Raw genomic sequence first — 25611 nt, 5'->3', positions numbered from 1 at the left:
TATTGACTTCATCATCAATGACTTCTTTGAGCTCTACCGGAACTCTTCAGGAGGCCTATTGTTCTAGGGGTGCCACATGGAGGACATCTCATGGACATTGCGGCGACACAGAAGGCCGGGCTCATGCGGGCTGCCATCGTCACCGGCCCCGGACATATCTCGGTGGAGACCCGCCCCCTGCCCGAACCCGGTCCGGGCCAGGTCAGGGTTAAACTGGAAGGATGCGGCGTCTGCGCCTCGAACCTCACGCCCTGGGCCGGACCGGACTGGATGACGTTCCCCACCGAGGCGGGTGGATTAGGCCACGAGGGCTGGGGTATTGTCGATGCCATTGGCCCCGATGTCACGGGAATTCGCTTGGGAGAGCGGGTTGCCGCTCTTTCCTACCATGCCTACGCCACGCACGACATTGCCGATGCCTCGATGGTCGCATCACTGCCGAAGGAGTTGGATGGCAAGCCCTTTCCGGGCGAACCGCTCGGCTGCGCCATGAACATCTTCGGCCGCAGCAACATCGAGCGCGGCCAGACCGTCGTCATTATCGGCATCGGTTTCCTGGGCGCCCTCCTCACCCGGCTTGCCGCGGCAGCCGGCGCAAGGGTGATCGCCATCTCGCGCCGGCCCTATTCACTCGAGGTGGCGAGAGAGATGGGAGCGGCCGAGACCATTCCGATGGACGATCATTGGCAAATCATCGAGAGCGTCAAAGCACTTACGGGCGGAAAATTCTGCGACTGCGTCATCGAAGCCGTCGGCAAACAATGGCCGCTCGACCTGGCGGGCGAGCTTACGAAGGAACGGGGGCGACTGATCATTGCCGGCTATCACCAGGACGGGCCTCGTCAAATCAACATGCAGCTTTGGAACTGGCGCGGGCTCGACGTCATCAACGCTCATGAGCGCGAGCCGGCCGTCTATATCAAAGGCATTCGCGACGCCATAGAAGCCGTGCGCCAGGGCCGGATCGATCCGCAGCCGCTCTACACGCATATCTATCCGCTGGAGAGGCTGGACGACGCCCTCAACACGACTCGCGACCGGCCTAACGGTTTTCTCAAGGCTCTGGTGCAATATTCATGAATGTGTTGATTTCCGAAGAAAATGCGGCGAACGCCAAACGGCTGAAGCTCGGCTTTCTCGGCGTAGGCTGGATCGGCCGGCATCGGATGAAAGCGATCCTCGGGAGCGGCGTGGCCGAGGCTGTCGCCATCGCCGACCCCTCAACAAATATGGCCCGAGAGGCCCTGGCGCTTGCCCCGGATGCCAAGATCGTCGCCGATCTGGACGGGCTGCTGGCGCAGGAGCTCGACGGCGTCGTGATCGCAACGCCGAGCGCCACACATGCCGAACAGTCGATCCGCGCCCTTGGGGCAGGCTTTGCCGTCTTCTGCCAGAAGCCGCTTGGCCGAACGGCATCCGAGGTCAGGGCTGTCGTCGATGCTTCCAGAACCGCCGACAGGCTGCTTGGCGTCGATCTTTCCTATCGACACACGCAAGGCATGCAGCAGATCCGGCAGCTCATCCGCTCGCATGCCCTTGGAAAGATCTTTGCGGCCGATCTGACTTTCCACAACGCCTATGGCCCGGATAAACCCTGGTTTTACGATAAGAGCCAGTCCGGCGGCGGCTGCGTCATCGATCTCGGCGTTCACCTCGTCGACCTGGCCTTATGGTGCCTCGATTTCCCCTCCGTCACCAATGTCACGAGCGCTTTGAGAGCCGGTGGGAAAAGGCTCGAAAACAACGGTCAGGTCGAGGATTTTGCAGCCGCAACGCTGACGCTTGCCGGCGGCGAAATCATCCGACTGACATGCTCCTGGCGTCTCAATGCCGGTTGTGACGCCGAGATCGGCGCCGATTTCTTCGGAACGGAGGGAGGGGCCTCCCTCAGGAATGTCCATGGCTCATTCTACGATTTTACGGCCGTCAGGATGTCCGGCACTTCGAGCGAAACTCTGGCCCTCCCCCCGGATGATTGGGGCGGAAGGGCTGCCGTGGATTGGGCAAGAAAGCTCGCCGGAGGCCAGCGCTACGATCCCGCGTGTGAGAATTTTATCGCAGTGGCGGAGGCGATCGACGGTATCTACTGCGCCGGCATGTAATCGATCAGGAGCCCTTGATAAGGCCGTAAAGCACTATCGTCGCATAAAGGGTGAATGCGACGACGGCGACCGTGCCGACCAGGATCAGTGCTATCCTGCCGGCATTGAGCCTCGTGCGCTTGCCCACGGAAGATGACGACGGCCGCTGAACCGGATCCTTATCCCCATCGCTCATGGTTTCTGCTCCGTCGTCGCGGCAGGTGATTTCTCGTCCGGTTCGCCGGGATGCGTCATCCATGTGAATGCGAGTGCGACAAGGCAGGCGATCAGGAAGATTGAGACGACGAATATCATCATGCGCCGCGGCGGCTGGGAGTTATCGTGGCTCATTCCTGAAGGGAAAGAGCCGCCTTTCCTCACCTCGCTCATGGCGCGCCCCTTTGCGGAAGCTCCGTCTCTTCATCGAGCTTCTCCTTGAGTTCGTCGAGCCGATCGCGCAGCAGCGACGCTTTCATGCGCCTTGCTTCCGCATCCGTCACTTCAACCGTCCGGCCGCTATCATCGGGAATGCCGGGGCCGCTTTCAGCAATGGTCTCGTTTCTGGGCCTGTCATTCGTGCCGGTCGATATTTTTGCTTTTCTGTCCATGACAGCCTCCGTTCAATTCTGGGGACGGTTACGCGCCCTTTGCCAAACGACGCGGCGCTGGCGAAGTTCCGGAATGACCCGGGGGTGTCATGGCATGTCCTCTCCGAGCTCATCGTCAGGATGGAGCGCGGCGGAACATAGACGCCATCCAAGTGTTGCTTTGCGTATCAATCACTGGGATCGACGATGACCGCTCGAAGTGCCGAAAGAGACAAAAACAACAACACGCTCATGAAAGTGAAGGCGGTTCCGGAACTCATCGATCCCGACGCCGAGCCGTTCGTGACCCAGGCCGTCCGAGAGCTCGTCGGATCGCAGATCCCGTTTCTGGTCGCCGGCACCTATGCCGTCTGCGCCTATACGGGCATTTCGCGCCAGACGAAGGACTTCGACATATTTTGCAAAGCGGGCGACTACGCGCGCATCCTCGGCCATTTCAAATCCAAGGGCTACACGGTCGAAGTCGAAGACGAGCGCTGGCTCGGAAAGGTCTTCAAGGGCAACCATTTCTTTGACGTCATCTTTGCCTCCTCCAACGGAACGATGCCGGTCGGCGACGACTGGTTCGAGGATGCGCGCAGGGTCAAGATGTGCGGCCACACGGTCAGGATCGTCAGCCCGACCGAATTGGTCTGGTCGAAGTGCTTTGTCCAACTGCGCCACCGCTATGATGGCGCCGATATCGCGCACGTCATTTTGAAGGCACATGACTCCATCGATTGGCGCAAGCTGCTGGCTTATCTGGAAGTCCACTGGGAAGTCCTCCTCATCCATCTTCTCAATTTCAGGTGGATCTACCCGACCGAGCGAGACAAGATTCCGCAATGGCTGCTGGACGAACTGCTGGATCGGCTCAAGGCGCAGCAGGAGCTGCCATTGCCGCAAATGAAAATATGCCGCGGCCGGATGTATTCCCGCGTGGATTTCGAAATTGACGTGAAGGAATGGGGTTTTGCCGATGTCGGCGGCGAAGGTGAATTGCGAGGAGATTAGGAGAACCGTAATGGATGAACAGCGAAAGAGCGTGAGAATTGCGGCGGTGGCCGATCTTCATGTGACTGAAGACGGCGCCAAGTCCTACAAGGATCTGTTCGCGGAGATTTCCTCCGTGGCCGACGTTCTCGTCATCGCCGGCGACCTTACCGATCTCGGCAAGCCCAAGGAAGCCGAACTGCTTGCGAGCGATCTGCGCCATTGCACCGTGCCGACAGTCGCCGTCCTTGGCAACCATGATCACGAGAGCGGCCAGGTCGATGACGTCTGCCGGGTGCTGACGGATGCCGGCGTGAAACTGCTCAACGGCCAGGCGGCCGAAGTCGCCGGCGTCGGTTTCGTCGGCGTCAAGGGCTTTGCCGGCGGCTTCGGGCGACACATGCTCGGCTCGTTCGGTGAGGCGGCGATCAAGGCGATGGTTGCCGAAAGCGTCGAGGAGTCAATGCGCCTGGAAAACGCGATGCGCCAAGTCCGCTCCGATCGTTCCCTCGTCATCCTGCACTACGCGCCGATTGCCGAAACAGTGGCGGGCGAACCCCTGGAAATCTATCCGTTTCTCGGCTCTTCACGGCTGGCCGAAACGATCGACCGATTCCGCGTCAATGCGGTCGTACACGGTCATGCCCACCGGGGATCCTATGAGGGCCGCACGCCGGGCGGCGCCCCCGTCTACAATGTTGCGGCCCATATCGAGAAACCCACCGGCAAGACTTACGCGTTGCTTGATCTCTGACTGGCCCGAGTATCACGCTTATTTGTTGGTGCGTCCACGACGGCGTGGATTCACACTGCCCTGAGGCGTCGTGTCGTTGGCCGTATCGCCTTCCACGGTGTTTTCGGCCTGCATCGCTTCGTCGTCCGGCGGCGCGACGATGCCCCGCGAACGGCTGATGCCCGGATCGTCTGTAAGGTCGATATCGCTTGGCTTCGTGGTCTTGGCATGTTTGGGGGAGGTCATGATTTTCTCCTTGAAACGTTGCGACCCTTCCGGAGTGAACTCACTGGATGGTCCCCGGTTCCCCTGAGGCGGCCCAGGGCCCGTGACCATGAAAGCCCTGCATCGCCGGGAACATTTCTCCGAAGCTGAGGTTGAAGCGCCATTAGAGCGCTGCGCGTCCCTTTCGGACCCTCAAAGACGCTCTAACACCATGGATCTGCGCATCGGACTTTCCGAAAATCGATTCCAATTTTCGGACCGATGCGCTGGCGACCGGCGAGGAGGAACCATCGTGAGAGCTCTGACGTGGCACGGCAAGCATGACATCCGCTGTGACAGCGTCCCCGATCCTCAGATCCAGGACGGACGCGATGCCATCATCAAGGTCACGGCCTGCGCGATCTGCGGATCGGATCTGCATCTCTACGACGGTGTCATGCCGGAGATGCACAGCGGCGACATCATGGGTCATGAGACGATGGGTGAAGTGGTGGAAGTCGGAAAGGACAATACCAAGCTCAAGGTCGGCGACCGCGTCGTCGTGCCCTTTACCATCTCCTGCGGCGAATGTTTCTTCTGCAAGCGCGGCTTCTATTCCGGTTGCGAGCGCTCAAATCCCGATCGAGCCAAGGTCGCGAAACTCTGGGGCAATTCGCCGGCAGGCCTGTTCGGCTACTCGCATCTGCTTGGCGGATATGCCGGCGGACAGGCGGAATATCTGCGCGTGCCCTATGCCGATGTCGGGCCGATCAAGGTGCCGGCAGGGCTTTCCGACGAGCAGGTGCTCTTTCTTTCGGATATTTTCCCAACCGGTTATATGGCGGCCGATTTCTGCAACATCCAGCCTGGCGATACGATCGCGATCTGGGGCTGCGGCCCGGTCGGCCAGATGGCAATACGCTCGGCCTTCCTGCTCGGAGCCGAACGGGTGATCGCCATCGATGCAGTGCCCGAGCGGATGGCGCTCGCGCAAGCGGCCGGCGCCGTCACCCTCGATTTCATGGACAAGGACGTCTACGAGCAGATCATGGAATTGACCGACGGGCGAGGTGCGGACGCCTGCATCGATGCCGTCGGAACCGAAGCCGAAGCAGCCGCCAGCTGGGATTCGCGCCTCGACCGCATCAAGGTCGCCATGTTCATGGGCACGGACCGCCCGCATGTGCTGCGTCAGGCCATCCACTGCTGCCGCAACTTCGGCACGGTCTCGATCGTCGGCGTCTATGGCGGTTTTCTCGACAAGATTCCGATGGGTTCGGCAATCAACCGGGGCCTGACCTTCAAAATGGCCCAGACGCCGGTCCAGCATTATCTGCCGATCCTAATGGAGCGTATTGAAAAGGGCGACATTGATCCGTCCTTCGTCATCACTCATCGCGGCACCCTGGAAGACGGTCCGGCCCTCTACAAGACGTTCCGCGACAAGCAGGACGGCTGCATCAAGGTCGTCCTAAAACCTTAAGGAGAAACATGATGGCTGATCGTCAATCAGGCAAAGGCCTGGCGGTCGTCACCGGCGCCTCCACCGGCATCGGCTACGAACTGGCGAAGTGTGCGGCCCGGGACGGTTATGATCTCATCGTTGCCGCCGACGAGGAGCGGATCAACCAGGCGGCCGCCGATCTCAAGGCATTCGGCACCTCAGTCGATGCTGTCGAGGCCGACCTTTCAACGCTTGAAGGTGTCGACCGGCTGACCGAGCGCATCACCGCGAGCGGCCGATCGGTCGATCTGTTGATGGCCAATGCCGGGCGCGGCATCGGCGAAGGTTTCCTCGACCAGAATTTCAATGAGGCGCGCAAGGTCATCGAAACCAACATCACCGGAACGATCTACCTGATCCATCAGATCGGCAACCAGATGCGCAGCCGCGGCGCGGGCCGCATCCTGCTGACAGGCTCGATCGCCGGATTTATGCCGGGCTCCTACCAGGCCGTTTATAACGCCACCAAGGCCTTCATCAACAGCTTCTCCTTCGCCTTGCGCGAGGAGTTGAAGGATTCCGGCGTCACCGTCAGCTGCCTCATGCCGGGGGCGACGGAAACCGAGTTCTTCAAACGCGCCGGTCTTCTGGATACGGCGATCGGTCAGTCGAAGAAGGACGACGCCGGCGAAGTCGCGCGCATCGGCTATGACGCGATGATGGACGGCGAAGGCGATGTTGTGAGCGGTTGGAAGAACAAGCTCCAAGCTGCCGTTGCCAATGTCACGCCGGCAAGCGTGCTCGCCCATCAGCATTCGAAGGTGGCAAAGCCCGGTTCGGGCACAAAATAGATGGCAGCTTGCCTAAACGACTGGTCGCCGCCATCATCACGGCAGCGACCAAAGCCAATGAGGTCGAGCGCTCAGTCGCGCTCGACGAACTTGTTGAAGCGGCTCGTCTTTCCGTCCTTGGTTTTGTCCTGGTAAAGAAAGGCGAGCTTGTTTTCGTCGAAGATCTTGAAGAATTCGTCCCAGTCGATCTCGTCGAATTCCTCTTCCTTTTCGCCGAAATCGATCCGGAGAACGCCGCCTTTGCCGCGAGTCCGGATAGCCGCCGGCCTGCCATCCCTTTCCTCCGCCCATTTGCGGATTTTCTTGTGATCCGTCGTTGTCTCAGAACTGCTCATTGAAGCCTCCATTCCTCTTGGTTTTGAGCGATGGTGCTGCCATGGCTCACGCGGTTACAGCAGCGGTTGTCTTTGCTTCCAGTCACGATAGGGCGCGAGCACTTGGCCAGGATAACGCCGCTCGATCTCGTCCTCGGTCAAAGCAATCCGGAAAAGAACCTCTGCCGTCGCATCGTTCCTGGCGGCATTGCTCGCTTTTTCCAGCGCGCTCATGGTCAAGAACAGCTCGTCGTCAGTCATCGCCTCGAGGCGGGTGGCAAGCTCTTCGACCGGTTCTGTCATAAGTGGATTCGCGGACATCGGCGCCTCTTTGCTGATGCCTGTCCAACTTCCCTCCGCACACTAAGTTCCGCCACGGGGCGGCGCAAAGGCCCCTCACGCCGCCGCCTGCTCCTCCCGATATAGCCGCCAGGGAACCGTCGCCACCGTCAGGCGGGGACCTCCAAGCTTGACCAGTTTTGCCCTTAGCCGTCCTGCCCTGTTCATGTGCAGCAGCTTCTGCCACCATTTGTCTTTCACCGTTTCAGGGATCAGAACCGCGACCCGCCTCTCCGGACTATCGGCATCGAGCTTTTCGATCAGCCGCAAAAGCGGCTCATGCAGTTGCCGATAAGGCGCTGGGATGAGCATGAGCCGCGGCGGCTTCAGCCCGTGGGCGGCGATCGGCTCTTCCACCTCGATGCGCCATTCCTCGCGAAGCGCTTTTTCACCCTCCTCCCGATCGGGCCCACCGAGGCGGATGAAATGGACGGCGACAACATCGGGCGAGATCGTCAGTGCGAACTTGATGGCGCGTTCGCTCAACCTGTTCCATGTTTCGGTTACGACGAGAACGGTTGGGGGCTCGATATCTTCGACGGTGATAGGACCAGGCGTCCTGAGTTCGCGTTGAAGCGAGCGGTAGTAGCTCTTGATCGATTTCAGAATGGCAATGGTCACCGGGACCGTGATGAGGGTGATCCACGCGCCCTCCGCAAACTTGGCGATCAGGATGATGATGAGCGCCGCACCTGTCGAAACCGCGCCGACCGCGTTCATCGTCAGCTTTGCGGTGTATCTTTTGGGATGACGGCGCCAGTGAACGGTCATCCCTGCTTGAGAAATCGTAAACGTCAAGAATGCGCCGATTGCAAAGAGCGGGATCAGATGATCGGTGATTCCTCCGAAAACGATCAGAAGCAGCGTGGCGAAGCCGGAAAGGAAGAGGATGCCGACAGTAAATACCAGCCGGCGTCCCGGCTGGGCGAAGGCCTTGGGGAGATAGCCGTCGGCGGCGACCATCTGGCAAAGACGTGGGAAGCCGACAAAGCTGGTATTGGCCGACAGGCAAAGAACGCTGAGAAGGCTTGCCATCGCGATATAGTAGAACGCGCCATGGCCGGCGACGGCGGCAATCAGCTGCGACAGCACGCTCTGATAGCCCTCTTTCGTCTGATCCATTGCGCCGATTTCGAAGACGCTGACAATGGCGGCAATACCGCCGAGAAGCAGACCGAGAATGACAACGATGACGCTGAGCGTGATATAGGCGTTCCGCATGACGGGCTGCCTGAACGACCCCATCCCGTTGGAGACGGCTTCCACTCCGGTCATCGCCGTGCAGCCGCTGGCGAATGCATGCATAAGCAGCCATATGGTCGCGCCCTGTGCTATCGGGTTCAGCGGAGGCGGGGAGACGACGGGTGCAGGTTTCTCCACCAGGGCCATCGCGATCAGGCCGTAGCCGATGACGCCCAGGAAGCAGATGATAAAGAGGTAGGTCGGCAGTGCAAATAGCCAACCGGCCTCTCCCGTTCCGCGCAAATTGGCGAGCATGACGATGAGGACGACGACGAGGCAGAGAGGCAGAATGTACGGATGAAGGCCCGGTAACGCCGAGACAAGCGCTCCGACTCCTGCCGAAACGCCCACAGCGACATTCAAGACGTAATCGATCATCAACGCCGCAGCAGCAAGCAGGCTCGGATATTCCCCCAGATTTTCCTTCGCCACCACATAGGCGCCGCCATTCGTCGGGTAGGCGGCAAGCGTCTGCCGGTAGGAGAAATATAAGATCGTCAGCAGAGCGACAATGCAGCCCATCACTGGCCCGATATAGGTCAGACCGAGCGCCCCCAGCGGCATGAGAATGGTGAGCGCTGCCTCGGGGCCGTAAGACGACGAACCCAAGCCATCGAGCCCCATTGCGGGCACTGCCTCTATCCAACCGATCTTCTTGTCTTCGTGCTCGCGATTGGCGAGACGGCGACCAAACAGGAAAGTCGCGAGGTTCATTTCTATTCCTATCCCGGGGCTGACGGCGATAACCAACAATCGGCGCTCGCTCGGGTTCCCGGCGCCGCGGCATAGGCTATTCCCGGCACGGGACAGTCCGCTGCCCCCGAACCGATCCACCAGAAACTGCAGACCGCACGCGAATTGTGCGGAACAATTAGTTGCGCGTGCAGTTCGGACGCCAGCTCAACCCGCGAGCAGAGGAGAGGGAACATGCGGAAATCTCACGCTGTTGGACTGCTTTACGCGGCCTCTTTTGCCGGTGTCGGCGTCCTTGCTGCCGGCGCATTGTCAGACCCCTTACCGCCCGACACTACCTATCGGCCTTTGCCGACCATGCCGTTTTTCGAGGCAAGGAAAATCGACGAGGCGCAGAAACCCGAGGTCGCTCAACGGCAGCGCACCCTTCTGGAGCGGCGTTACGATCTGGCGGACAAGCCGATGCCGGGGGTCATGATGTCGGGGGGCATGAAGCCGGTGCAAGATGGCATCCGCGTGAAGCTTCCGGCGGACACGAGCTGGGATCAGCTGGCGGACATGACACCGGCAGAGATCAAGGAGAAGAACCTGCTTCCGGAAGGCTTCCTGCCCCTGCCGCATGTGAAGCAGGCGACCGGCGGGCAAGTTTTTCCCAATCGCCAGATCGATGAGATAAATGCGAGGGAAATGCGGGATCTCCGCCGCTTCGACGTCGATTTCGACCTTCCCGACAACCTCACCCCGGAATTCCCGCCACCTGTCTTTCTGACTACCCATCCGGAGCTCGGCGACGTTTCCCGTGGCCAGTTGCTGACGATCAAGAACTTCTACGAGAACATGAACGGCATCATCACGCCGGTTCAGATGGAAGGGCTGCGGCTGCTTCTGACGCCCTTTCCGCAGGAAGAGTTCAACCAGACCGAGGACAGGAAGGTCGCGGACCAGAGCATGGGCGTCGCCTGTCTCGACTGTCATGCCAATTTCCACACCAATGCAGCCTTTCACCTGACCCCGGATGTTCGCCCGCAAGCGGACCGTTTCCGGTTAGATACAACGAGCCTGCGCGGCCTTTTCAACCAGCAGATTCACGGATCGAAGCGCTCGCTGCGGTCGGTCGAAGACTTCACCGAATTCGAACAGCGAACGGCCTACTTCAACGGCGACCATGTCAGCGCGACACGCAAAGGCGTCAATCTTCCCGACCGCCCGAACCAGGTCGCGATGATGGCGCAGATGCAAAATATCATCGATTTCCCACCCGCTCCGAAGCTCGACCCGTTCGGTCGGCTGGATCCCGCGCTCGCCACCTCCCAGGAACTGGCCGGCGAAAAAATCTTCATGGGCAAGGGACGCTGCGCCGATTGCCACTTTCCGCAGACGGAGTTCATGGACAACAACATGCATGACCTGAAGCTCGAGCGCTTTTACAGGATCGGGCAGGTTTACAATGATTTCGTCACGCTGCCTGATGGCCCTATCAAAACCTTCACGCTGCGCGGCATCAAGGATTCGCCTCCTTATCTGCATGACGGCCGGCTGATGACGCTCGCCGACACCGTCGAATTCTTCAATCTTGTCCTCGGGGTCAAACTGACCGGACAGGAAAAGAAGGATCTCGTCGCCTACCTGTTGACGCTGTGAGGCATGAAGGAGAGGCCCGTGTACCGCAACCCTATCGCCGTGCTCACCACGATCATGCTGCTCAGCAGCACTGCGTTCGCTCAGATCGGCAATCCGGCCGGAATGGGCGCCGACACAAAGATGTCGAAGCCCGGCGTTCCGGCTCCGCATCAGACCAATAACCAGGACAGGCTATTTGCGCAGCTCGCAGCCGCCGGCGGGCTGGCGGAGGTAGAGCTGGGCAGGATGGCGTCCGGCAAGGCGGAAGCGAATGCCGCCAAACAGTTCGCGGAGGTGATGGTTCGCGATCACACGGAGGCCAACGCCAAGCTGAAAGAGCTGGCTGAGGCTGCCAAGATTCCGCTTCCCGCGACGCTCAATCCGGATCATCAAGTGGTTCGCGATCAGTTGGACAAGCTGAGCGGCACGCCGTTCGATATTGCCTATATCAAGGCACAGATCGTCGACCATCAGAAGACGGCGCAACTGCTGGCTTGGGAAATCTCCCTCGGTGAAGACGCCGAAATGCAACGTCTGGCGGCGTCGATGCTGCCAATCGTGCTCGATCACCTCAGACGCGCGCAGGAAATCAATGCCGAGCTGACGGGCGCGGCAATCCGGTTGCCCGCGCAAGCCATGGCGGCAAGCGGGCCGAAGCCGCAATAGCGCCATTGCCCCGGAACAACCGCCTGCTTTCAGCTGTTCTCCTTGAGAGTGGAGGTGATCCATGGATATGACCCGCAGCCGAGACCACATGGTCGAACATCATGTCGTGGGTCGCGGCATTCGCGATCGAAGCGTCACCCGAGCTATGCGGATGGTGCCGCGCGAAAAATTCGTCGATCCCGGCTTCGAGGAATTCGCCTATGAGGATGCCCCGTTATCGATCGGCGAGGGGCAGACAATTTCGCAGCCTTACATCGTCGCACTGATGATCGAAAAAGCCGATCTGGACGCCGGCGACAAGGTTCTGGAGGTCGGAACCGGTTCCGGCTACGCCTCGGCCCTCATCAGCCGGATCGCAAAACACGTCTATTCCATCGAACGGCATGAAAGATTGGCGGTTCAGGCCCGGGAGCGATTCGACAAGCTCGGATACCGCAACATCGACGTCCGGGTCGGCGACGGCAGCAAGGGCTGGGCCAAAGCCGCTCCCTTCGATGCCATCATCGTGTCGGCGGGCGCACCGGAGGTTCCGGCCTCCTTGAAGGAGCAGCTGGATCTCGGAGGGCGCCTCATCATCCCGGTCGGCCGAGGTGAAGAGCAGCGGCTGAAACGCATCACGCGCACCGGTGCAACCACCTTCGAGGAGGAGGATCTCGGCGGCGTCTTCTTCGTTCCCCTGATCGGCGAGGATGCCTGGACTGCCGCACATCCGATGTACACGGCGGCAGCCCCGTCATCGCGCATGGAGGAAGCGCCTGACAAACTCATCGCGGCCGTGGCGGAAGAATTTCCCTCGGTCGACGACCGGAGCTTTGCCGCCCTTTTCGATCGGTTTGCCGAAAGCCGTATCGTTCTGCTTGGTGAATCCACCCATGGCACGGCCGAATTCTATGAGGCGCGCGCGGCCATCAGCCGTCACCTGATCGAACATCACGGCTTTAACATGGTGGCGGTCGAAGCGGATTGGCCGGACGCCGTGGCGGTCGACCGCTGGATAAACGGTCAGCCGTCGAAAGGCGATCAGCCATTCAGCCGTTTTCCCAAGTGGATGTGGCGGAACCTGGAATTTTCGCGGTTCCTCGGCTGGCTGAAGAGGGATAATGAGCGTCGCAAGGGTTTACACGCCGATCAGGTTCGGTTCTACGGCCTGGATCTCTACAACATGTCGGGATCGATCCGCTCCGTCCTCGACTATCTCGAAAATGTCAGCCCGGAAACCGCCGAAATTGCCAGGGAACGCTATGGCTGCCTCAGCCCCTGGCAGAGCGATCCGGCGACTTACGGCCGGGCCGTGCTTACCGATGCCTATAGATCATGCGAGGAGGCGGTGCTAAGGCAATGCACGGAGCTGCTGGCGCGCTCCCTGGACGACGCTGCCTCAGACGGTCATGACTTTCTGAACGCCGCCCAGTCGGCGCGGTTGCTAGCCGCAGCCGAGCGGTATTACCGGATCATGTATTACGGCGGTTCTCAGGCCTGGAATCTCCGCGACACCTACATGGCCGATACCGTGGAGCATCTCCTCGACTTCCACGGTCCGACGGCAAAGATCATCATATGGGCGCACAACTCGCATATCGGCGATGCCCGCTATACCGATATGGCAGCCGCCCGCGACGAACTGAACCTTGGCCAGCTGTGCCGGCAGCGTTTCGATGGAATGACAAGCCTCATAGGACTGGGAACGCATTCCGGTGAGGTGATCGCGGCAAACGACTGGGATGGACAGGCCGAGAAGAAGCAAGTCAATCCGTCCCTGCCGCAAAGCTACGAGCGTCTCTGTCACGATTCCGGAAAGCCGCGATTTCTTCTCGACCTCGCGGCCGATGAAGAATTGCATGCAAGCCTCGTCGAACAGCGGCTTCAGCGCTTCATCGGCGTCATCTACCGGCCGGAAACGGAACGGCTGAGCCATTACATGTCGACATCGCTGTCGCGGCAATATGATGCATTTCTCTGGTTCGATGAAACTCGAGCGCTTTCACCGCTTATGGCACCGGAGTCCGGTACATCGGATCCGGAAACGTTTCCCTTTGGGTTCTAAGCCCCGGCCTCTGTCGAACGAACAGCGATCATCAACAACGCGATAAGGCGGGAACTCTGCGCCTGCCCGCAAGTTTGGCGATTACCAACCCAGGAGATCCTCATGAAACACTTTGTTATCGCTTCGCTCGCCCTCTCTCTTGCTGTTCCGGCCTTTGCGCAATCGGCTGCCGAAAAGAGCGGGGTCAATTCCCTGATCGGCGTGCCGCCGAAAACGGAAGATTTCGTCAAGGAAGCAGCCGCAAGCGACATGTTCGAAATCGCCTCCAGCAAGCTTGCGATCGAACGTGGCGACGATGCGACTAAGGCCTTCGCGCAGCAGATGCTCACCGACCATCAGAAGACCAGCGAAGAACTCAAGGCGTTGGTTTCCGGCGGCAAGGTCAAGACAGCGCTTCCAAGCGCCATGACGTCGGATCAGAAAAGCATGCTCGACAAGCTGAACAGACTGCAAGGAGCCGATTTCAACAAGCAATATCACTCCGACCAGGAATCTGCCCATGAGAACGCGGTCGATCTCTTCAAGCGCTATGGCGACGAAGGGGACAATCCAGAACTGAAGGCATGGGCTGCAAGCACGCGCCCCGCTCTGGAACATCATCTCCAGATGGCCGAGGAACTCAACAAGTAAGCGGCAAGACCGCATGGTCAAGGCGATCATGAGGCCCGCCGGGAGGCAAGGATGATCGATGAGGAGACAAGAAGGATCCGCGCCTACCGGATTGGGGAAAGCGAGGGACGCCCGGAAGGTCAGGACCTCGCACATTGGTATCGAGCGGGCGACGAGCCGGCTGACCCGGCGCAAGATGGTCGGGAATACATCCGATATTCCCATGGCGCGGCGCCGGCAGGGTCGCTGATCATCAAACTCTATCGATCGAGCAACCAGATCCGGGGATATGTTCGCAAGGTCGCGGAAGGCGACCTGGATGACACGGTCTATCCCGGCGAGGAAATGGAGCCCGAGGCGGCATTCAAACTGGCAGAGTCCCATAGAGGCAACAGCAGCCAGCCCGTCTTCGTCGAACTTGTCGAGGACGTCGAATGGGATCCGTCTTGGGGCCGCCTCCGCGATTAAACCCACGGCTGAAACAGACCGGGTCGAATCGATTGGCCCGGCCCCGAAACTGCGGCTTGATCCGGAGTAGATCCGCTTCCAGCACATTCCACACGATCCCGGGAGAACAGCATCCATGGCGAAAACTGTCGGCGATTTTCTTGTGGCACGGCTTGGCGAATGGGGTGTGCGACGTATGTTCGGCTATCCCGGCGACGGCATCAACGGCGTCTTCGGGGCGCTCCATCGCGCATCCGACAAGATGGAGTTCATCCAGGCACGGCACGAGGAAATGGCGGCTTTCATGGCAGCCGCCTATGCGAAGTTCTCAGGCGAACTCGGCGTCTGCATCGCAACCTCGGGACCCGGCGCTACCCATCTGATCACCGGTCTTTACGACGCTCGCATGGACCATCAGCCGGTTCTCGCCATTGTCGGCCAACAGGCGCGCCGCGCGCTCGGTGGACATTACCAGCAGGAGCTCGACCTTGCCGCCCTCTTCAAGGATGTCGCGAGCGATTTCGTGCAGCAGGCTTCCGCCCCGGCGCAGGTGCGCCATCTGATCGACCGCGCGGTTCGCATCGCACTTGCAAACCGGACGGTGACAGCGATCATTCTGCCGAACGATCTGCAGGAAATGCCCTATGAGGAGCCAGCGCGAAAGCATGGAACCGTGCATTCGGGTCCGGGTTACCGCCCGCCGCGAGTCTTTCCGCACGGAGACGATCTTCAGGCCGCGGCCGATATTCTGAACGCGGGAAAGAAAGTGGCGATCCTCGTCGGCGCCGGCGCGCTCAACGCCACGGACGAGGTCATTGCCGTTGCGGACCGCCTCCAGGCGGGCGCTGCCAAGGCCCTGCTCGGCAAGGCCGCTCTGCCGGATGACCTGTCATGGGTGACGGGCTCGATCGGCCTTCTCGGGACGGAACCTTCATGGAACCTGATGCGCGACTGCGACACCCTGCTGATGATCGGCTCCGGTTTTCCCTATTCCGAATTCCTGCCGGAGGAAGGCCGGGCGCGGGGCGTGCAGATCGACATCAATCCCGACATGCTGTCGCTGCGCTATCCGATGGAGCTCAACCTGACGGGTGATGCGGCCGAAACGCTCAGGGCGCTGCTGCCTCTGTTGCGGGAAAATCCTGATACCAGCTGGCGGCAAACGATCCAGAAAGACGTCGCCTCCTGGTGGAAGACCCTGGACGAGCGCGCCCACGTCGACGCCAATCCCGTCAATCCGCAGCGCGTCGTCAGCGAACTTTCGCCGCGGCTGCCGGCAAATGCCGTTGTCACCAGCGATTCCGGTTCCTGCGCGAACTGGTATGCACGGGACCTGAAGATGCGCCGCGGCATGAAGGGCTCGCTTTCCGGCGGCCTGGCATCGATGGGAGCTGCCGTCCCCTACGCGATCGCCGCCAAATTCGCTCATCCCGATCGCCCCGTCATCGGCCTGGTCGGCGACGGCGCCATGCAGATGAACAATCTCGCCGAGATGATCACCGTTGCCAAATACTGGAAGGACTGGGCCGATCCGACTTTCGTTATCTGCGTCTTCAACAACCAGGATCTGAACCAGGTGACATGGGAGCAGCGGGTGATGGAGGGCGATCCGAAGTTCAACGCGTCGCAATCCATTCCAGACGTAGCCTACCACAAGTTCGCCGACCTCATCGGATTGCGCGGCATCTTCGTCGACCAGCCGGCTCAGCTCGGCGCCGCGTGGGAAGAGGCTCTGAGCGCCAATTGCCCCGTCATCCTCGAAGTAAAGACCGATCCGGAAGTGCCGCCGCTGCCGCCGCACATCAGCTTCGAGCAGATGCGGAACATCACCTCTGCCTTGATGACGGGGGATCCACATGAAGCAGGAGTCATTGCCGGCACCTTCCGCCAGCTCTTTGCCGGCATCCTGTCACGGCGGTAGCTCACCGCATCGTTTCGCCGCGAGCATTTGGACGCCGCCCCTTTACGCAGGTTGCAACCGGGGGTGCCTCAGAAGGACAGGTCGAGCACCCTGCCCTCGAAGAGACGGTCGCGAGAACCTTCGAGATGCGCCTTCATCAACCTTTGCGCATCCTCCGGCCTGCCATCGGCGATCGCCTTGTAGATGGCGTTATGCTCTTCATAGACCTGTTCTAACCCTTGGCGGGGGCCGAGCAGGGAAAGGCCGTGGAGATGCATACCGACGGCGATATGGGCTTTCAGTGCATCGATCGAGGCCGTGTAATAATGATTGTTGGCAGCCTCCGTCACCGCGCGATGGAAAGTGAAATCGGCATCGGCCCGGTGAAGCTGATGGCTGGTTGCCTCGCGCAGATCCGCAAGGGCGCTGGCGATCTTCTGGATGGCCTGCTCATTGCGGCGCTTGGCGGCGAAATAGGCGGCGGCCGGCTCGATGGTCAGGCGGAATTCGTAGCAGCGCTGAATATCGGCAATGGTTTTAACAGGCGAATAAGCGAGTTGCGTCGTCGGCGACCCATGCGCGCTGACGAAGGTGCCCGCGCCTTGCCGGGCATAGACCATGCCCTGATCGCGCAGCCGTGCCAGCGCATCGCGGACGATAGGCCGGGAAACACCCAGCATCGAGGCCAGTTCGTGTTCGCCTGGAAGGCGTGAATCCGGCGGATAGTTTCCTCCGCGGATCCGCTCGAGCAGCTGGTCGAAGACACGGTCGACCAGCTTGACGGCCTTGCCGCGTTCGGGCTTGCCCGGCGGGCCGGCTTCCGCGTTCAAAGATTCGCCGTTTGCGTCAACCACGTGTCATATTCTCCCCGACGGTATCTTATGCCGCCTGATTCCGAAGAACCAGTTTTAGCAGACTATCCGGTTTGCCGAACCCCCCCGACTTGACGGCGCACCGAAAACGCCGGCCATCGGCGGCCGTCACATCGAACCACGGAATGCCGGCTTCTATCTCGCCCTGGGGCGCCAATACCCGCACCCCCAATGTGCGGAAAACGGCAAGAGCCGTATCGCCGCCCCCGACCATCAGCATATCCGGCCTCGTATCATCGATGACAGCCTTGACGCCTGCCGCAAAGTTGCGAACGACGAGCTCCGCATCGACTGCCATATCGCCTGTGCAACGCAACAGCACCGGCAGCGCCAGACCCTCGCCACATTCGATCTCGCCCATCGGCGCATCCAACACCACGCGTAGGGCGCCCGTGCCTTCAAGCCGGTTCATCTGAGCGACAGTGATCGGATCGCGCGAGCCGAAGGCAAACAGGGTCCGCGGGCTTGCCGCAAATTCCCTCCTAGTCGACTGACCTGCCTCGCCGAGGCGGCGGGCAAGTGCGGCGCCGAGACCCCGGGCGCCGACGGCAAGGGTCGTCTGCCAGTCATGTCCCACGGCGATCTGGTCAAGATCGGCATCGTCCCCGGCATCGGCAACGACAACACGGTCCGCACCGCTTTTGAACAGCTCAGCGATCGGCAGCGGACGGTTGATGCCGCGGCCGACGACACAGCCACGGTAGGTCAACCGCTCCTGATCGGGAATGGCGGGCGCAACGAGGATGGTCTTCAGGTTGAATGCCTTGGCTAGGGCCATGCTTTCCGCCGCGACGTTGCCTTTTAGCCGGGAATCGATCTTCTTCATGACGACCGCAGGCTTCTCGCCACGAAAGACATCCGCCGCCAATTGAACTCTTTCGGCAGCTTCGTGCTCATTCAGTGCGCGAGACGCGGTGTTGATGACGACGACATCGCAGCCAGTGGCGACTGCCTCCCGCGCCGCCTCTATATCAATGGCGACGGCGACCGAAAGGCCGGCTTCGACGAAAGGCGTGCCGGTATCGAGCGCGCCGGTGAGATCGTCGGCAATGATCGCGGCTTTCAGCGTCATGCGATCTGCTCCGTATTGACGGCGTGGCAGGCGACGAGGTGGCCGGGCCTGGCTTCTTTCCAGGCGGGGATGACCTTGCAGCAGACATCCATGGCGATCGGGCAGCGCGTATGGAAACGGCAGCCGGACGGCGGGCTCAGCGGGCTCGGCACGTCGCCCTGCAGGATCTGGCGCTGACGGGTGCGCTCCAGTTCCGGATCGGTCTCCGGAACGGCCGACAGCAGCGCCTTGGTATAGGGGTGCAGCGGATTGTCGAAGAGTTCCTCGCGGGTGGCCAGTTCGGCCAGCCGCCCGAGATACATGACGCCGACGCGGGTGCTGATGTGGCGCACGACGGCAAGATCATGGGCGATGAAAAGATAGGTTAGCCCGTATTTCTCCTGCAGATCGAGCAGCAGGTTGATGATCTGCGCCTGGATCGACACGTCGAGCGCCGATATTGCCTCATCGCAGACAATGAATTTCGGCTGGCAGGCGAGCGCCCGGGCGATGACGACGCGCTGGCGCTGACCGCCGGAAAGCTCGTGCGGGTAACGCTGGGCAAAGCGTGTGGGCAAGCCGACATCGGTGAGCAGCGTCGCCACCCTCTCCTTCAGCTCGGCCTTGGCGCAGAGCTTATGAAAGAGGATCGGCTCGCCGATCGCTTCGCCCACCGTCATGCGCGGATTGAGCGTCGAATAGGGGTCCTGGAAAACGATCTGCAGGTCGCGGCGGAAGGGCCGCATCTGCTTTTCGTCGAGTGTGGCGAGATCCCGGCCCTTATAGACGACCTTGCCGCTGGTCGCCTTGTAGAGGTTGAGGATGGTGAAACCGGTCGTCGACTTGCCGCAGCCGGATTCGCCGACGAGGCTCAGCGTCTCGCCTTCCATGATGTCGAGATTGACATTGTCGAGCGCATAGACGGTTGCCGAGCGTTCGCCGAATGCGCCAAGCTTGACATGAAAATGCTTGACCAGGTTTTCGACCTTGAGCAGCGGTTGAGCAGCCATCACGCGGCCTCCTGCATTCTCTGGACGACGAAACAGGCGGCGCGATGATTGCTCCTGCCGGCGAGCAGTTCGAGCCGTGGCACCTTCTCGTGACAGATTGTTTCGGCGAGCGGGCAGCGCGGCGCAAAGGGGCAGCCCTTCGGCCGACGGCCGGGCTCCGGCGGCGTGCCGCCGATCGAGCTCAGCCGGCTTGCCGGCGGATCTGAAAGTTTCGGGATCGAGGAGAGCAGGCCGCGCGTATAGGGATGGCTCGGCCGGGCGTAGAGCTCGTCGACCGGCGCGTCCTCCACGACCGTGCCGGCATAGAGAACGGCGACGCGATCGACGAGGCCGGCGATCAGCGCCAGATCGTGGGTGATCCAGACGACGGACATACCGAGCTTGGCTCTGAGATCCTTCACCAGATCGACGATCTGGGCCTGGATCGTGACGTCGAGCGCCGTCGTCGGCTCGTCGGCGATCAGGAGCTTGGGATTGCAGGCAAGGCCAATCGCGATCATCACGCGCTGGCGCATACCGCCGGAAAGCTCATGCGGATAGGCCTGCAGCCGCTCTTCCGGGCCGGGAATGCCGACGAGGCGCAGCAGCTCGACAGCGCGGTCGCGGGCTTCCGCCTTCTTCATCTTGCGGTGATAGATCAGGGGCTCGCAGATCTGGTCGCCGACGCGCATGACGGGATTGAGCGAGGTCATCGGATCCTGGAAGACGAAGCCGATATCGCCGCCGCGCACCTTGCGCAATTCACGATTGGACATCGTCTGCAGGTCGCGGCCGTCGAAGGTGGCCGAGCCCTTGGCGACCTTGATCTTGTTCGGCAGCAGCCGCATCAGGCTCAGCATGGTGAGGCTCTTGCCGCAGCCGGACTCGCCGACGACGCCGAGGGTCTCTCCCTTGTCGACATGCAGATCGATGCCGTCGACGACGACGGCAGGGCCGTTGCGGCCGTCGATCTCGACGGTGAGACCCCTGACGTCGAGCAGGCGTTCTGTGCTTTTCGTGTTCATCATTTGCTGCCCCGCGGATTGAGCGCGTCGTTGAGGCCGTCGCCGAGGAAGCTGAAGGCAACCGAGGCAAGGCCGAGCACGGCCGCCGGAGCGGCGAGAAGATGCGGATAATGCTGCCAGACGCGAAGACCGTCCGAAATCATGTTGCCCCAGCTCGGCGTCGGCGGATTGACCCCGACACCCAGGAAGCTGAAGGCGCTTTCCAGCACCATCGCCGTGCCAAGGCCGGCGCTGACCGAGACGATCAGGGGGCCGAGCGCATTCGGCACGACATAACGCTTGATGATGATCCAGTTCGACAGGCCAAGCGCCTGAGCAGCCGTAATGTAGGGCCGGCTGCGGATCGACAGCACCTGGGCGCGCACCAGACGGGCATAGGGCGGCCAGGAGATCAGCGCCATCGACCCGAAGACGAGAATGAAATCCACCCATATGGTCTGGCGGTAGAAGGGATTGAGGGTCTCAAGATAACGGGCCTCCATCCACTTGGTGATCGGCGATTTCAGCGAAGCGTTGATGACGACGACGAGCAGCAGGTTGGGAACCGACATCGTCACATCGGTCAGCCACATGATAGCGCGGTCGAAAGGGTTGCCGAAGAAACCGGCGACGGCGCCGAGCGTGAGGCCGATCAGCACCGCGAAAAAGGTGACGATCACGGCGACGAGGAAGGCTGTCCGCGTGCCGAAGACGACGCGGCTGAAGACGTCGCGGCCGAGATCGTCGGTTCCGAAAAGGTGGCTCATCGACGGCAGCGCGTTGCGGGCGTTGAGGTCCTGGCTCAGATAATCATAGGGCGTGAGATATGGCCCGAAGATCGCCGTGAAAGCGAGAATTAGAACAACCATGAGACCGAAGACGGCAAGCTTGTTGCGCCGCAGACGATGCCAGGCGTCGCGCCACAGGCTGACCGGCGGCTCATCCACGGTTTCGGTGGTGGAAAGAGGGATTGCAGACATGGTCAGCGGCTCCTTCTTGAATCATTGGCGCGCGGGTCGAGCAGCGGATAGAGCACGTCCACCAGCAGGTTCGACACCATGACCAGGAACGATCCGATCAGCGTAATTGCCAGGATGACGGGATAATCGGAATTGATCAGCGCCTGCACAGTCAACCGGCCGAGACCCGGCAGGCCGAAAACGAGTTCGACGAAGATCGCACCGTTGACGATGGTGATCATGATCAGGCCGAGCTGGGTCACGACAGGCGTCAGCACCGGCCGCAGGATATGGCGCAGCGCCACGACGATCTCCGGCACGCCCTTGGCGCGCGCAGTGCGGACGAAATCCTCCGACAGAACCTCGATGACGGCGGCCCGCGTCTGGCGCACGATCAGCGCGATCGGCTGGAAGGAAAGCACGATCAGCGGCAGCAGGATGCGGACATCGAAGACGCCGCCCCAGCCGTAAGGCACGCTCGTGCCTGGCAGCAGCACGATGAGGCCGACCATCAGCAGCGGCCCGGCGACATAGGCCGGGATCGCCCAGAGAAAGAGCGCGGAGCCCAGAATGGCATAGTCGAGGCGCGAATTCTGATTCAGCGCAGCGATCATGCCGAGCGGGATTGCAACGACGGCCGTCAGGATGATGGAACAGAGGGCAAGCTGGAAGGAGACGGGTGCAGCGGCCGAAACCATCGCCCAGACGGCGCGGCCCGATGTCAGCGAATTGCCGAACCGGCCGTGCAGCAGGTTCCAGATGTAAAGGCCGAACTGTTCGATGAAGGGCCGGTTGAGACCCGCACTTTCGCGAATGGCCTCGATGCGCTGCGGATTGTAGGCGACGTCGCCCGGCGCGCGCAGGAAGATGAGCTTGATCGGATCGCCGGCGCCGTAGAAAGCCAGCGCGTAAACGGCCAACATCACCACGAGAACGGACGGAATCCAGATGGCGAACCGGGTTAGCACGTAGCGCAGCAAGGGGCCACCTCCCACCTGTTGAACGATGCGCTCCCGCTCTTTGCTGAAGCCCGGCGGATCGCATCTCTTCTTGAAACTTGCGCGAAGGCCTTGCGGCCTTCGCGCGCTTATTGTCAGAAACGAAAGTCCCGATCAGCCGATGGAGATGTTCCAGGGCTCGGCGATCTGCCAGTCGAGATTCTTCTCCATGCCCTTGACCTCCTTGGTGGCCCAGCGCGACATCGCCTGAGAATACCACGGAATGAAGGCCCAATCCTCGCGGAACGCCTTCTGGGCCTCCTGGGCGAGAGTAACGCGCTGCGGATCGTCCGCAGCCTTGGTCGCCGCTTCGGCAAGGGCGCTGTCAACCTTCTCGTTCTTGTATCCGCCGAGCTTGTTCTGCGCGTTCGACGAAGTCGAGGCGATGCTGCCCGTGAGATAGGAAACGGCGTCTGGAACACGGGTGCCGACGTCGTCGCGGAAGATCTGGACCGAGTTCTGATCCGGACCGGCATAGGCGTCCTGTTGCGGCTTCATGTCGACGGCCGTGATCCCGAGATTCTGGCGCCACTGCTCGGCGATGAACTGGGCGGCGGCCTGAATGGCCGGCGCCGAGATGCCGACGAACAGGAGCTTCGGCAGGCGCTCGGGCCCGCCATAGCTCGATTCGGCAAGCAGCTTCTTGGCGGCGGCCGGATCATAGGGGAAAGGCTCGAAGCCGGAATTGTCGGCGCCGGGAACCGAATTGAGGATCTGGTCGGCCTTCTTGTGAGGCCCATCCGGATAGGAGGCCTTGAACAGACCGTCGCGATCGACGGCCATGATCAGTGCCTGGCGGACCTTCGGGTCGTCCATCGGCGCGCGGGAGATGTTGAACCAGAAGTGCTGGCTGGTCGGGATCAGCGGGCCGGCCGAGAATTCCGGGCCGAGATCCTGGATGATGGTCGAGGTGACGAGCTCGGTATGGGCGTTGAACTCGCCCGACTTGATCAGCGACGTCGCAGTGACATTGTCCTCGATCGAGGTGATGTCGATGCGGGCAAGCTTCGGCTTCTGCCCAAAGAAGTTCTCATTCGGCTCGAACGTGATCTTGCCGGCATCGATATCGATGCTCGTCAGCTTGAACGGGCCGGAGAAGACCGGCTCATTCTCAGGCTTGTACCAGTCGATGATTTCCTCGCCATCGCTGCCGCGCGACTGCGATGCCTTTGTGATCGGCGCGATGTGGTTTGCCAGGCGCATGAAGAAGATCGGATCAGCCGCGGCGAGCGTCACGACCACCGTCCCCTCGTCGGGCGTCGCGACACCGGTCAGCTCGTTGCCGGAGCCGGCGGCGATTTCGGCGTAGCCCTTGACCTTGCTCAGCACCTGGTCGGCGCGCTGGCTCTTGGTGTTCGGCATCGAGGCGACTTCCCACGATCCCTTGACGTCGGCGGCGGTGATCTTGCTGCCGTCGGAGAAGACGGCCTTGGGGTCGATCTTGAAGGTCCAGACGGTGTTGTCGGCCGATTCCCAGCTGGTGAAGACGTAAGGCTTGATATTGCCTTCGCTGTCGAAATACATCGGCGCGGCCCACCAGATGGAATTCCAGCGGAAGGTTCTGCCGCCGCCGCGCAGCGGCGACCAGTCCTGATCGAAGGCCGGATGCGCGACCTTCAGCACCTGGCCTTCATCGGCCAGCACGATGCGCGCATTCATGCCGAACACGGTGAGGCCGACGCCCGCCGCAAGGCCGAGCTTCAGCGCGTTGCGACGTGAAATATTGGTTTTATCCGATTGATCAAAAGACATGGCATTCCCTCCCACGGTGAATTCGGCAGCGTTCTCCCTGCGCCTGCCGGGCGCAGCACAATCCGTCGCCTATCGTTCACTCGTTATTGTAAATATGTCAACAAAAAATCGCAGTTCTGACCCGTTGAAAATTTTGAGCTTAAAATAATTCAACAATTACAATAATGTAGATTTTCGCTCTCGTATTAATCAATTTTGTCTTCTTGACAAAAGCGTCACGATGGAAAAGTTCTTGGCACTCATCGCCACAGACGAACGACAATTTTTCTGCGCAGCCGGCCCGGCAAGCGCGCCTAAGGGAGGGCGGAATGAGCCATCACAGGATTACAGGCGTTTTCAGCGCGGCCGCTACGCCACTGACCGCAGATAACGCGCCGGATCTCGCTCTTTTCACCGATCATTGCCGTCGGCTGCTGACCGAGGGCTGCCATGGCGTGGCCCTGCTCGGCACCACCGGCGAGGCCAATTCCTTCTCAGGAGCCGAACGCCGCGCCATTCTGGAAGCGGCGCTGGAAGCCGGCATTCCTGCCGGTAAGCTGCTGCCGGGTACGGGCGTCGTCGCCATTCCCGAAACCGTCGAACTGACCCGGCACGCGCTGTCGCTCGGCGTCACCAAGGTCGTGATGCTGCCGCCCTTCTACTACAAGGGCGTTTCCGACGACGGCCTCTTCGCCGCCTATTCGCAGGTGCTGGACAAGGTCGCCGACTCGCGCCTGCAGGTCATCCTCTACCATATCCCGCAGGTCTCAGGCGTACCGCTCTCCATTCCGCTGATCGGCCGGCTGATCGCCGCCTTCCCGGAAACCGTCGTCGGCATCAAGGAATCTGCGGGCGATTTCAACAACATGCAGGCGATCATCTCCGCCTATCCCGGCTTCTCGGTGCTGGCGGGCGCCGATCCGCTGCTGCTGCCACTGTTGAAGGCCGGAGGTGCGGGATGCATCACGGCGACCTCCAATCTCGTGGCGGATTCGCTGCGCACCGTCTACGACCACGTCCATGACGAGGACCGCGCCGGCGACGTTGAGGCGGCGCAGGCGCGCATCAACGCCTATCGCACGCTTTCCAACTCCTACGTCCAGATCCCGACGATCAAGGCAATGGTCGGGCTGAAGACAGGCAATCCCGCCTGGAAGCGCACGCGCGCACCGCTGATGCCGCTCAGCGAAGCGGATTATGCCGCACTCGCCGAAAGCTACGCCAAGCTGCCCTGAGGAGA

General features: G+C 61.0%; 27 protein-coding genes and 1 pseudogene. 14 read left to right on the top strand and 14 right to left on the bottom strand.

From position 1 onward, the window contains the following. The first annotated feature begins 90 nt into the window (after positions 1-90). Together PH551_RS06835 and PH551_RS06830 are read left to right on the top strand one after the other, a co-directional pair. Entirely contained in the window at positions 91-1080 is a 990-nt protein-coding gene (locus PH551_RS06835) for an MDR/zinc-dependent alcohol dehydrogenase-like family protein (RefSeq protein WP_085781467.1), read from the top strand. After that, a complete protein-coding gene (locus PH551_RS06830) occupies positions 1077-2102 on the top strand; it encodes a Gfo/Idh/MocA family protein (RefSeq protein ID WP_285192377.1) in 1026 nt (341 codons plus the stop codon). Before PH551_RS06835 ends, PH551_RS06830 begins: the two co-directional genes overlap by 4 nt. Positions 2103-2106: 4 nt before the next feature. Here PH551_RS06830 and PH551_RS06825 read toward each other — a convergent pair whose 3' ends face one another. The 3 genes from PH551_RS06825 to PH551_RS06815 are packed head-to-tail and all read right to left on the bottom strand — an operon-like array spanning position 2107 to position 2689. Then, entirely contained in the window at positions 2107-2277 is a 171-nt protein-coding gene (locus PH551_RS06825; RefSeq protein ID WP_285192376.1) for a hypothetical protein, read from the bottom strand. Continuing rightward, positions 2274-2471, bottom strand: coding sequence for a hypothetical protein (locus PH551_RS06820; protein ID WP_285192375.1), 198 nt, complete (start codon positions 2469-2471; stop codon positions 2274-2276). Before PH551_RS06820 ends, PH551_RS06825 begins: the two co-directional genes overlap by 4 nt. Beyond that, positions 2468-2689, bottom strand: a complete 222-nt coding sequence (locus tag PH551_RS06815) for a hypothetical protein (protein ID WP_285192374.1) — start codon at positions 2687-2689, stop codon at positions 2468-2470. Before PH551_RS06815 ends, PH551_RS06820 begins: the two co-directional genes overlap by 4 nt. Before the next feature lie 186 nt (positions 2690-2875). On the opposite strand from PH551_RS06815, the gene PH551_RS06810 reads away from it, so the two are divergent. Next, on the top strand, positions 2876-3682 hold the full coding sequence (locus PH551_RS06810; RefSeq protein ID WP_085781464.1) for a nucleotidyltransferase family protein: 807 nt from the start codon (positions 2876-2878) through the stop codon (positions 3680-3682). Between the two features lie 10 nt (positions 3683-3692). Beyond that, positions 3693-4415 (top strand): metallophosphoesterase family protein, encoded by a 723-nt coding sequence (locus PH551_RS06805; protein WP_085781463.1) that lies wholly within the window; start codon positions 3693-3695, stop codon positions 4413-4415. A gap of 18 nt (positions 4416-4433) precedes the next feature. Here the strand turns inward: PH551_RS06805 and PH551_RS06800 are convergent, their stop codons facing one another. Beyond that, a complete protein-coding gene (locus tag PH551_RS06800; protein WP_285192373.1) occupies positions 4434-4640 on the bottom strand; it encodes a hypothetical protein in 207 nt (68 codons plus the stop codon). A gap of 271 nt (positions 4641-4911) precedes the next feature. On the opposite strand from PH551_RS06800, the gene PH551_RS06795 reads away from it, so the two are divergent. Beyond that, complete coding sequence (locus tag PH551_RS06795) at positions 4912-6081, top strand: zinc-dependent alcohol dehydrogenase (protein ID WP_285192372.1); 1170 nt, start codon at positions 4912-4914, stop codon at positions 6079-6081. An 11-nt stretch (positions 6082-6092) separates the two neighbouring features. Further along, positions 6093-6893: an SDR family NAD(P)-dependent oxidoreductase gene (locus PH551_RS06790; RefSeq protein ID WP_097599714.1), complete on the top strand. Its 801-nt coding sequence runs from the start codon at positions 6093-6095 to the stop codon at positions 6891-6893. A 71-nt stretch (positions 6894-6964) separates the two neighbouring features. On the opposite strand, the gene PH551_RS06785 is transcribed toward PH551_RS06790, so the two are convergent. The 3 genes from PH551_RS06785 to PH551_RS06775 form a co-directional block, all read right to left on the bottom strand. Next, positions 6965-7228, bottom strand: a complete 264-nt coding sequence (locus PH551_RS06785; protein ID WP_064712032.1) for a hypothetical protein — start codon at positions 7226-7228, stop codon at positions 6965-6967. 54 nt (positions 7229-7282) lie between these two features. Further along, entirely contained in the window at positions 7283-7528 is a 246-nt protein-coding gene (locus PH551_RS06780; protein ID WP_285192371.1) for a hypothetical protein, read from the bottom strand. Between the two features lie 75 nt (positions 7529-7603). Next, positions 7604-9502: an APC family permease gene (locus PH551_RS06775; protein ID WP_285192370.1), complete on the bottom strand. Its 1899-nt coding sequence runs from the start codon at positions 9500-9502 to the stop codon at positions 7604-7606. A gap of 213 nt (positions 9503-9715) precedes the next feature. On the opposite strand from PH551_RS06775, the gene PH551_RS06770 reads away from it, so the two are divergent. The 7 genes and pseudogenes from PH551_RS06770 to PH551_RS06745 all read left to right on the top strand — a co-directional run bounded on the left by PH551_RS06770 (position 9716) and on the right by PH551_RS06745 (position 16788). Next, positions 9716-11122, top strand: a complete 1407-nt coding sequence (locus PH551_RS06770; RefSeq protein ID WP_285192369.1) for a cytochrome B6 — start codon at positions 9716-9718, stop codon at positions 11120-11122. Positions 11123-11242: 120 nt separating this feature from the next. Next, positions 11243-11767 carry a DUF4142 domain-containing protein gene (locus PH551_RS06765; RefSeq protein ID WP_285192368.1) on the top strand — a complete coding sequence of 175 codons (525 nt, stop codon included), beginning with the start codon at positions 11243-11245 and terminating at the stop codon, positions 11765-11767. Positions 11768-11828: 61 nt separating this feature from the next. Continuing rightward, the gene (locus tag PH551_RS06760; protein WP_285192367.1) at positions 11829-13811 is read left to right on the top strand and encodes a protein-L-isoaspartate(D-aspartate) O-methyltransferase; all 1983 of its coding nucleotides are present in this window, start codon (positions 11829-11831) and stop codon (positions 13809-13811) included. Between the two features lie 102 nt (positions 13812-13913). Next, on the top strand, positions 13914-14441 hold the full coding sequence (locus tag PH551_RS06755) for a DUF4142 domain-containing protein (RefSeq protein WP_285192366.1): 528 nt from the start codon (positions 13914-13916) through the stop codon (positions 14439-14441). A 51-nt stretch (positions 14442-14492) separates the two neighbouring features. After that, positions 14493-14579 (top strand): annotated as a pseudogene (locus PH551_RS32885) (DUF2934 domain-containing protein); the annotation flags it as partial. A 51-nt stretch (positions 14580-14630) separates the two neighbouring features. Beyond that, positions 14631-14888: a hypothetical protein gene (locus PH551_RS06750; protein ID WP_245362264.1), complete on the top strand. Its 258-nt coding sequence runs from the start codon at positions 14631-14633 to the stop codon at positions 14886-14888. A gap of 115 nt (positions 14889-15003) precedes the next feature. Beyond that, positions 15004-16788, top strand: coding sequence for a thiamine pyrophosphate-requiring protein (locus tag PH551_RS06745; RefSeq protein WP_285192365.1), 1785 nt, complete (start codon positions 15004-15006; stop codon positions 16786-16788). 68 nt (positions 16789-16856) lie between these two features. Here the strand turns inward: PH551_RS06745 and PH551_RS06740 are convergent, their stop codons facing one another. The 7 genes from PH551_RS06740 to PH551_RS06710 all read right to left on the bottom strand — a co-directional run bounded on the left by PH551_RS06740 (position 16857) and on the right by PH551_RS06710 (position 24392). Then, the gene (locus tag PH551_RS06740; protein WP_085781452.1) at positions 16857-17621 is read right to left on the bottom strand and encodes a FadR/GntR family transcriptional regulator; all 765 of its coding nucleotides are present in this window, start codon (positions 17619-17621) and stop codon (positions 16857-16859) included. A 25-nt stretch (positions 17622-17646) separates the two neighbouring features. Continuing rightward, on the bottom strand, positions 17647-18711 hold the full coding sequence (locus PH551_RS06735; RefSeq protein WP_285192364.1) for a four-carbon acid sugar kinase family protein: 1065 nt from the start codon (positions 18709-18711) through the stop codon (positions 17647-17649). Then, a complete protein-coding gene (locus tag PH551_RS06730) occupies positions 18708-19700 on the bottom strand; it encodes an ABC transporter ATP-binding protein (protein ID WP_285192363.1) in 993 nt (330 codons plus the stop codon). The genes PH551_RS06735 and PH551_RS06730 overlap by 4 nt, the downstream gene beginning before the upstream one ends. Continuing rightward, positions 19700-20707, bottom strand: coding sequence for an ABC transporter ATP-binding protein (locus PH551_RS06725; RefSeq protein ID WP_285192362.1), 1008 nt, complete (start codon positions 20705-20707; stop codon positions 19700-19702). The genes PH551_RS06730 and PH551_RS06725 overlap by 1 nt, the downstream gene beginning before the upstream one ends. After that, positions 20704-21663 (bottom strand): ABC transporter permease, encoded by a 960-nt coding sequence (locus tag PH551_RS06720; RefSeq protein ID WP_183704180.1) that lies wholly within the window; start codon positions 21661-21663, stop codon positions 20704-20706. The genes PH551_RS06725 and PH551_RS06720 overlap by 4 nt, the downstream gene beginning before the upstream one ends. Before the next feature lie 2 nt (positions 21664-21665). Next, positions 21666-22622, bottom strand: coding sequence for an ABC transporter permease (locus tag PH551_RS06715; protein WP_097599727.1), 957 nt, complete (start codon positions 22620-22622; stop codon positions 21666-21668). Between the two features lie 132 nt (positions 22623-22754). Beyond that, positions 22755-24392, bottom strand: coding sequence for an ABC transporter substrate-binding protein (locus PH551_RS06710; RefSeq protein ID WP_097599728.1), 1638 nt, complete (start codon positions 24390-24392; stop codon positions 22755-22757). Between the two features lie 308 nt (positions 24393-24700). Here PH551_RS06710 and PH551_RS06705 point away from each other — a divergent pair, with 308 nt between their 5' ends. Then, on the top strand, positions 24701-25606 hold the full coding sequence (locus tag PH551_RS06705; protein WP_285192361.1) for a dihydrodipicolinate synthase family protein: 906 nt from the start codon (positions 24701-24703) through the stop codon (positions 25604-25606). The last annotated feature ends 5 nt before the right edge of the window (positions 25607-25611 follow it).

The sequence above is a fragment of the Rhizobium atlanticum genome (genome assembly GCF_030182485.1).
Lineage (GTDB): Bacteria > Pseudomonadota > Alphaproteobacteria > Rhizobiales > Rhizobiaceae > Rhizobium.
This window is presented reverse-complemented; position numbering and strand designations above follow the sequence as displayed.

Bases quoted from the DNA above. Each gene is read 5' to 3' on its own strand.
- PH551_RS06725 (WP_285192362.1), bottom strand. From the start codon at position 20,707: ATGATGAACACGAAAAGCACAGAACGCCTGCTCGACGTCAGGGGTCTC.
- PH551_RS06760 (WP_285192367.1), top strand. From the start codon at position 11,829: ATGGATATGACCCGCAGCCGAGACCACATGGTCGAACATCATGTCGTG.
- PH551_RS06820 (WP_285192375.1), bottom strand. From the start codon at position 2,471: ATGAGCGAGGTGAGGAAAGGCGGCTCTTTCCCTTCAGGAATGAGCCAC.
- PH551_RS06830 (WP_285192377.1), top strand. From the start codon at position 1,077: ATGAATGTGTTGATTTCCGAAGAAAATGCGGCGAACGCCAAACGGCTG.
- PH551_RS06735 (WP_285192364.1), bottom strand. From the start codon at position 18,711: ATGACGCTGAAAGCCGCGATCATTGCCGACGATCTCACCGGCGCGCTC.
- PH551_RS06785 (WP_064712032.1), bottom strand. From the start codon at position 7,228: ATGAGCAGTTCTGAGACAACGACGGATCACAAGAAAATCCGCAAATGG.
- PH551_RS06705 (WP_285192361.1), top strand. From the start codon at position 24,701: ATGAGCCATCACAGGATTACAGGCGTTTTCAGCGCGGCCGCTACGCCA.
- PH551_RS06745 (WP_285192365.1), top strand. From the start codon at position 15,004: ATGGCGAAAACTGTCGGCGATTTTCTTGTGGCACGGCTTGGCGAATGG.
- PH551_RS06810 (WP_085781464.1), top strand. From the start codon at position 2,876: ATGACCGCTCGAAGTGCCGAAAGAGACAAAAACAACAACACGCTCATG.
- PH551_RS06720 (WP_183704180.1), bottom strand. From the start codon at position 21,663: ATGTCTGCAATCCCTCTTTCCACCACCGAAACCGTGGATGAGCCGCCG.
- PH551_RS06825 (WP_285192376.1), bottom strand. From the start codon at position 2,277: ATGAGCGATGGGGATAAGGATCCGGTTCAGCGGCCGTCGTCATCTTCC.
- PH551_RS06805 (WP_085781463.1), top strand. From the start codon at position 3,693: ATGGATGAACAGCGAAAGAGCGTGAGAATTGCGGCGGTGGCCGATCTT.
- PH551_RS06770 (WP_285192369.1), top strand. From the start codon at position 9,716: ATGCGGAAATCTCACGCTGTTGGACTGCTTTACGCGGCCTCTTTTGCC.
- PH551_RS06790 (WP_097599714.1), top strand. From the start codon at position 6,093: ATGGCTGATCGTCAATCAGGCAAAGGCCTGGCGGTCGTCACCGGCGCC.
- PH551_RS06780 (WP_285192371.1), bottom strand. From the start codon at position 7,528: ATGTCCGCGAATCCACTTATGACAGAACCGGTCGAAGAGCTTGCCACC.
- PH551_RS06775 (WP_285192370.1), bottom strand. From the start codon at position 9,502: ATGAACCTCGCGACTTTCCTGTTTGGTCGCCGTCTCGCCAATCGCGAG.
- PH551_RS06730 (WP_285192363.1), bottom strand. From the start codon at position 19,700: ATGGCTGCTCAACCGCTGCTCAAGGTCGAAAACCTGGTCAAGCATTTT.
- PH551_RS06755 (WP_285192366.1), top strand. From the start codon at position 13,914: ATGAAACACTTTGTTATCGCTTCGCTCGCCCTCTCTCTTGCTGTTCCG.
- PH551_RS06765 (WP_285192368.1), top strand. From the start codon at position 11,243: ATGTCGAAGCCCGGCGTTCCGGCTCCGCATCAGACCAATAACCAGGAC.
- PH551_RS06800 (WP_285192373.1), bottom strand. From the start codon at position 4,640: ATGACCTCCCCCAAACATGCCAAGACCACGAAGCCAAGCGATATCGAC.
- PH551_RS06815 (WP_285192374.1), bottom strand. From the start codon at position 2,689: ATGGACAGAAAAGCAAAAATATCGACCGGCACGAATGACAGGCCCAGA.
- PH551_RS06710 (WP_097599728.1), bottom strand. From the start codon at position 24,392: ATGTCTTTTGATCAATCGGATAAAACCAATATTTCACGTCGCAACGCG.
- PH551_RS06835 (WP_085781467.1), top strand. From the start codon at position 91: ATGGACATTGCGGCGACACAGAAGGCCGGGCTCATGCGGGCTGCCATC.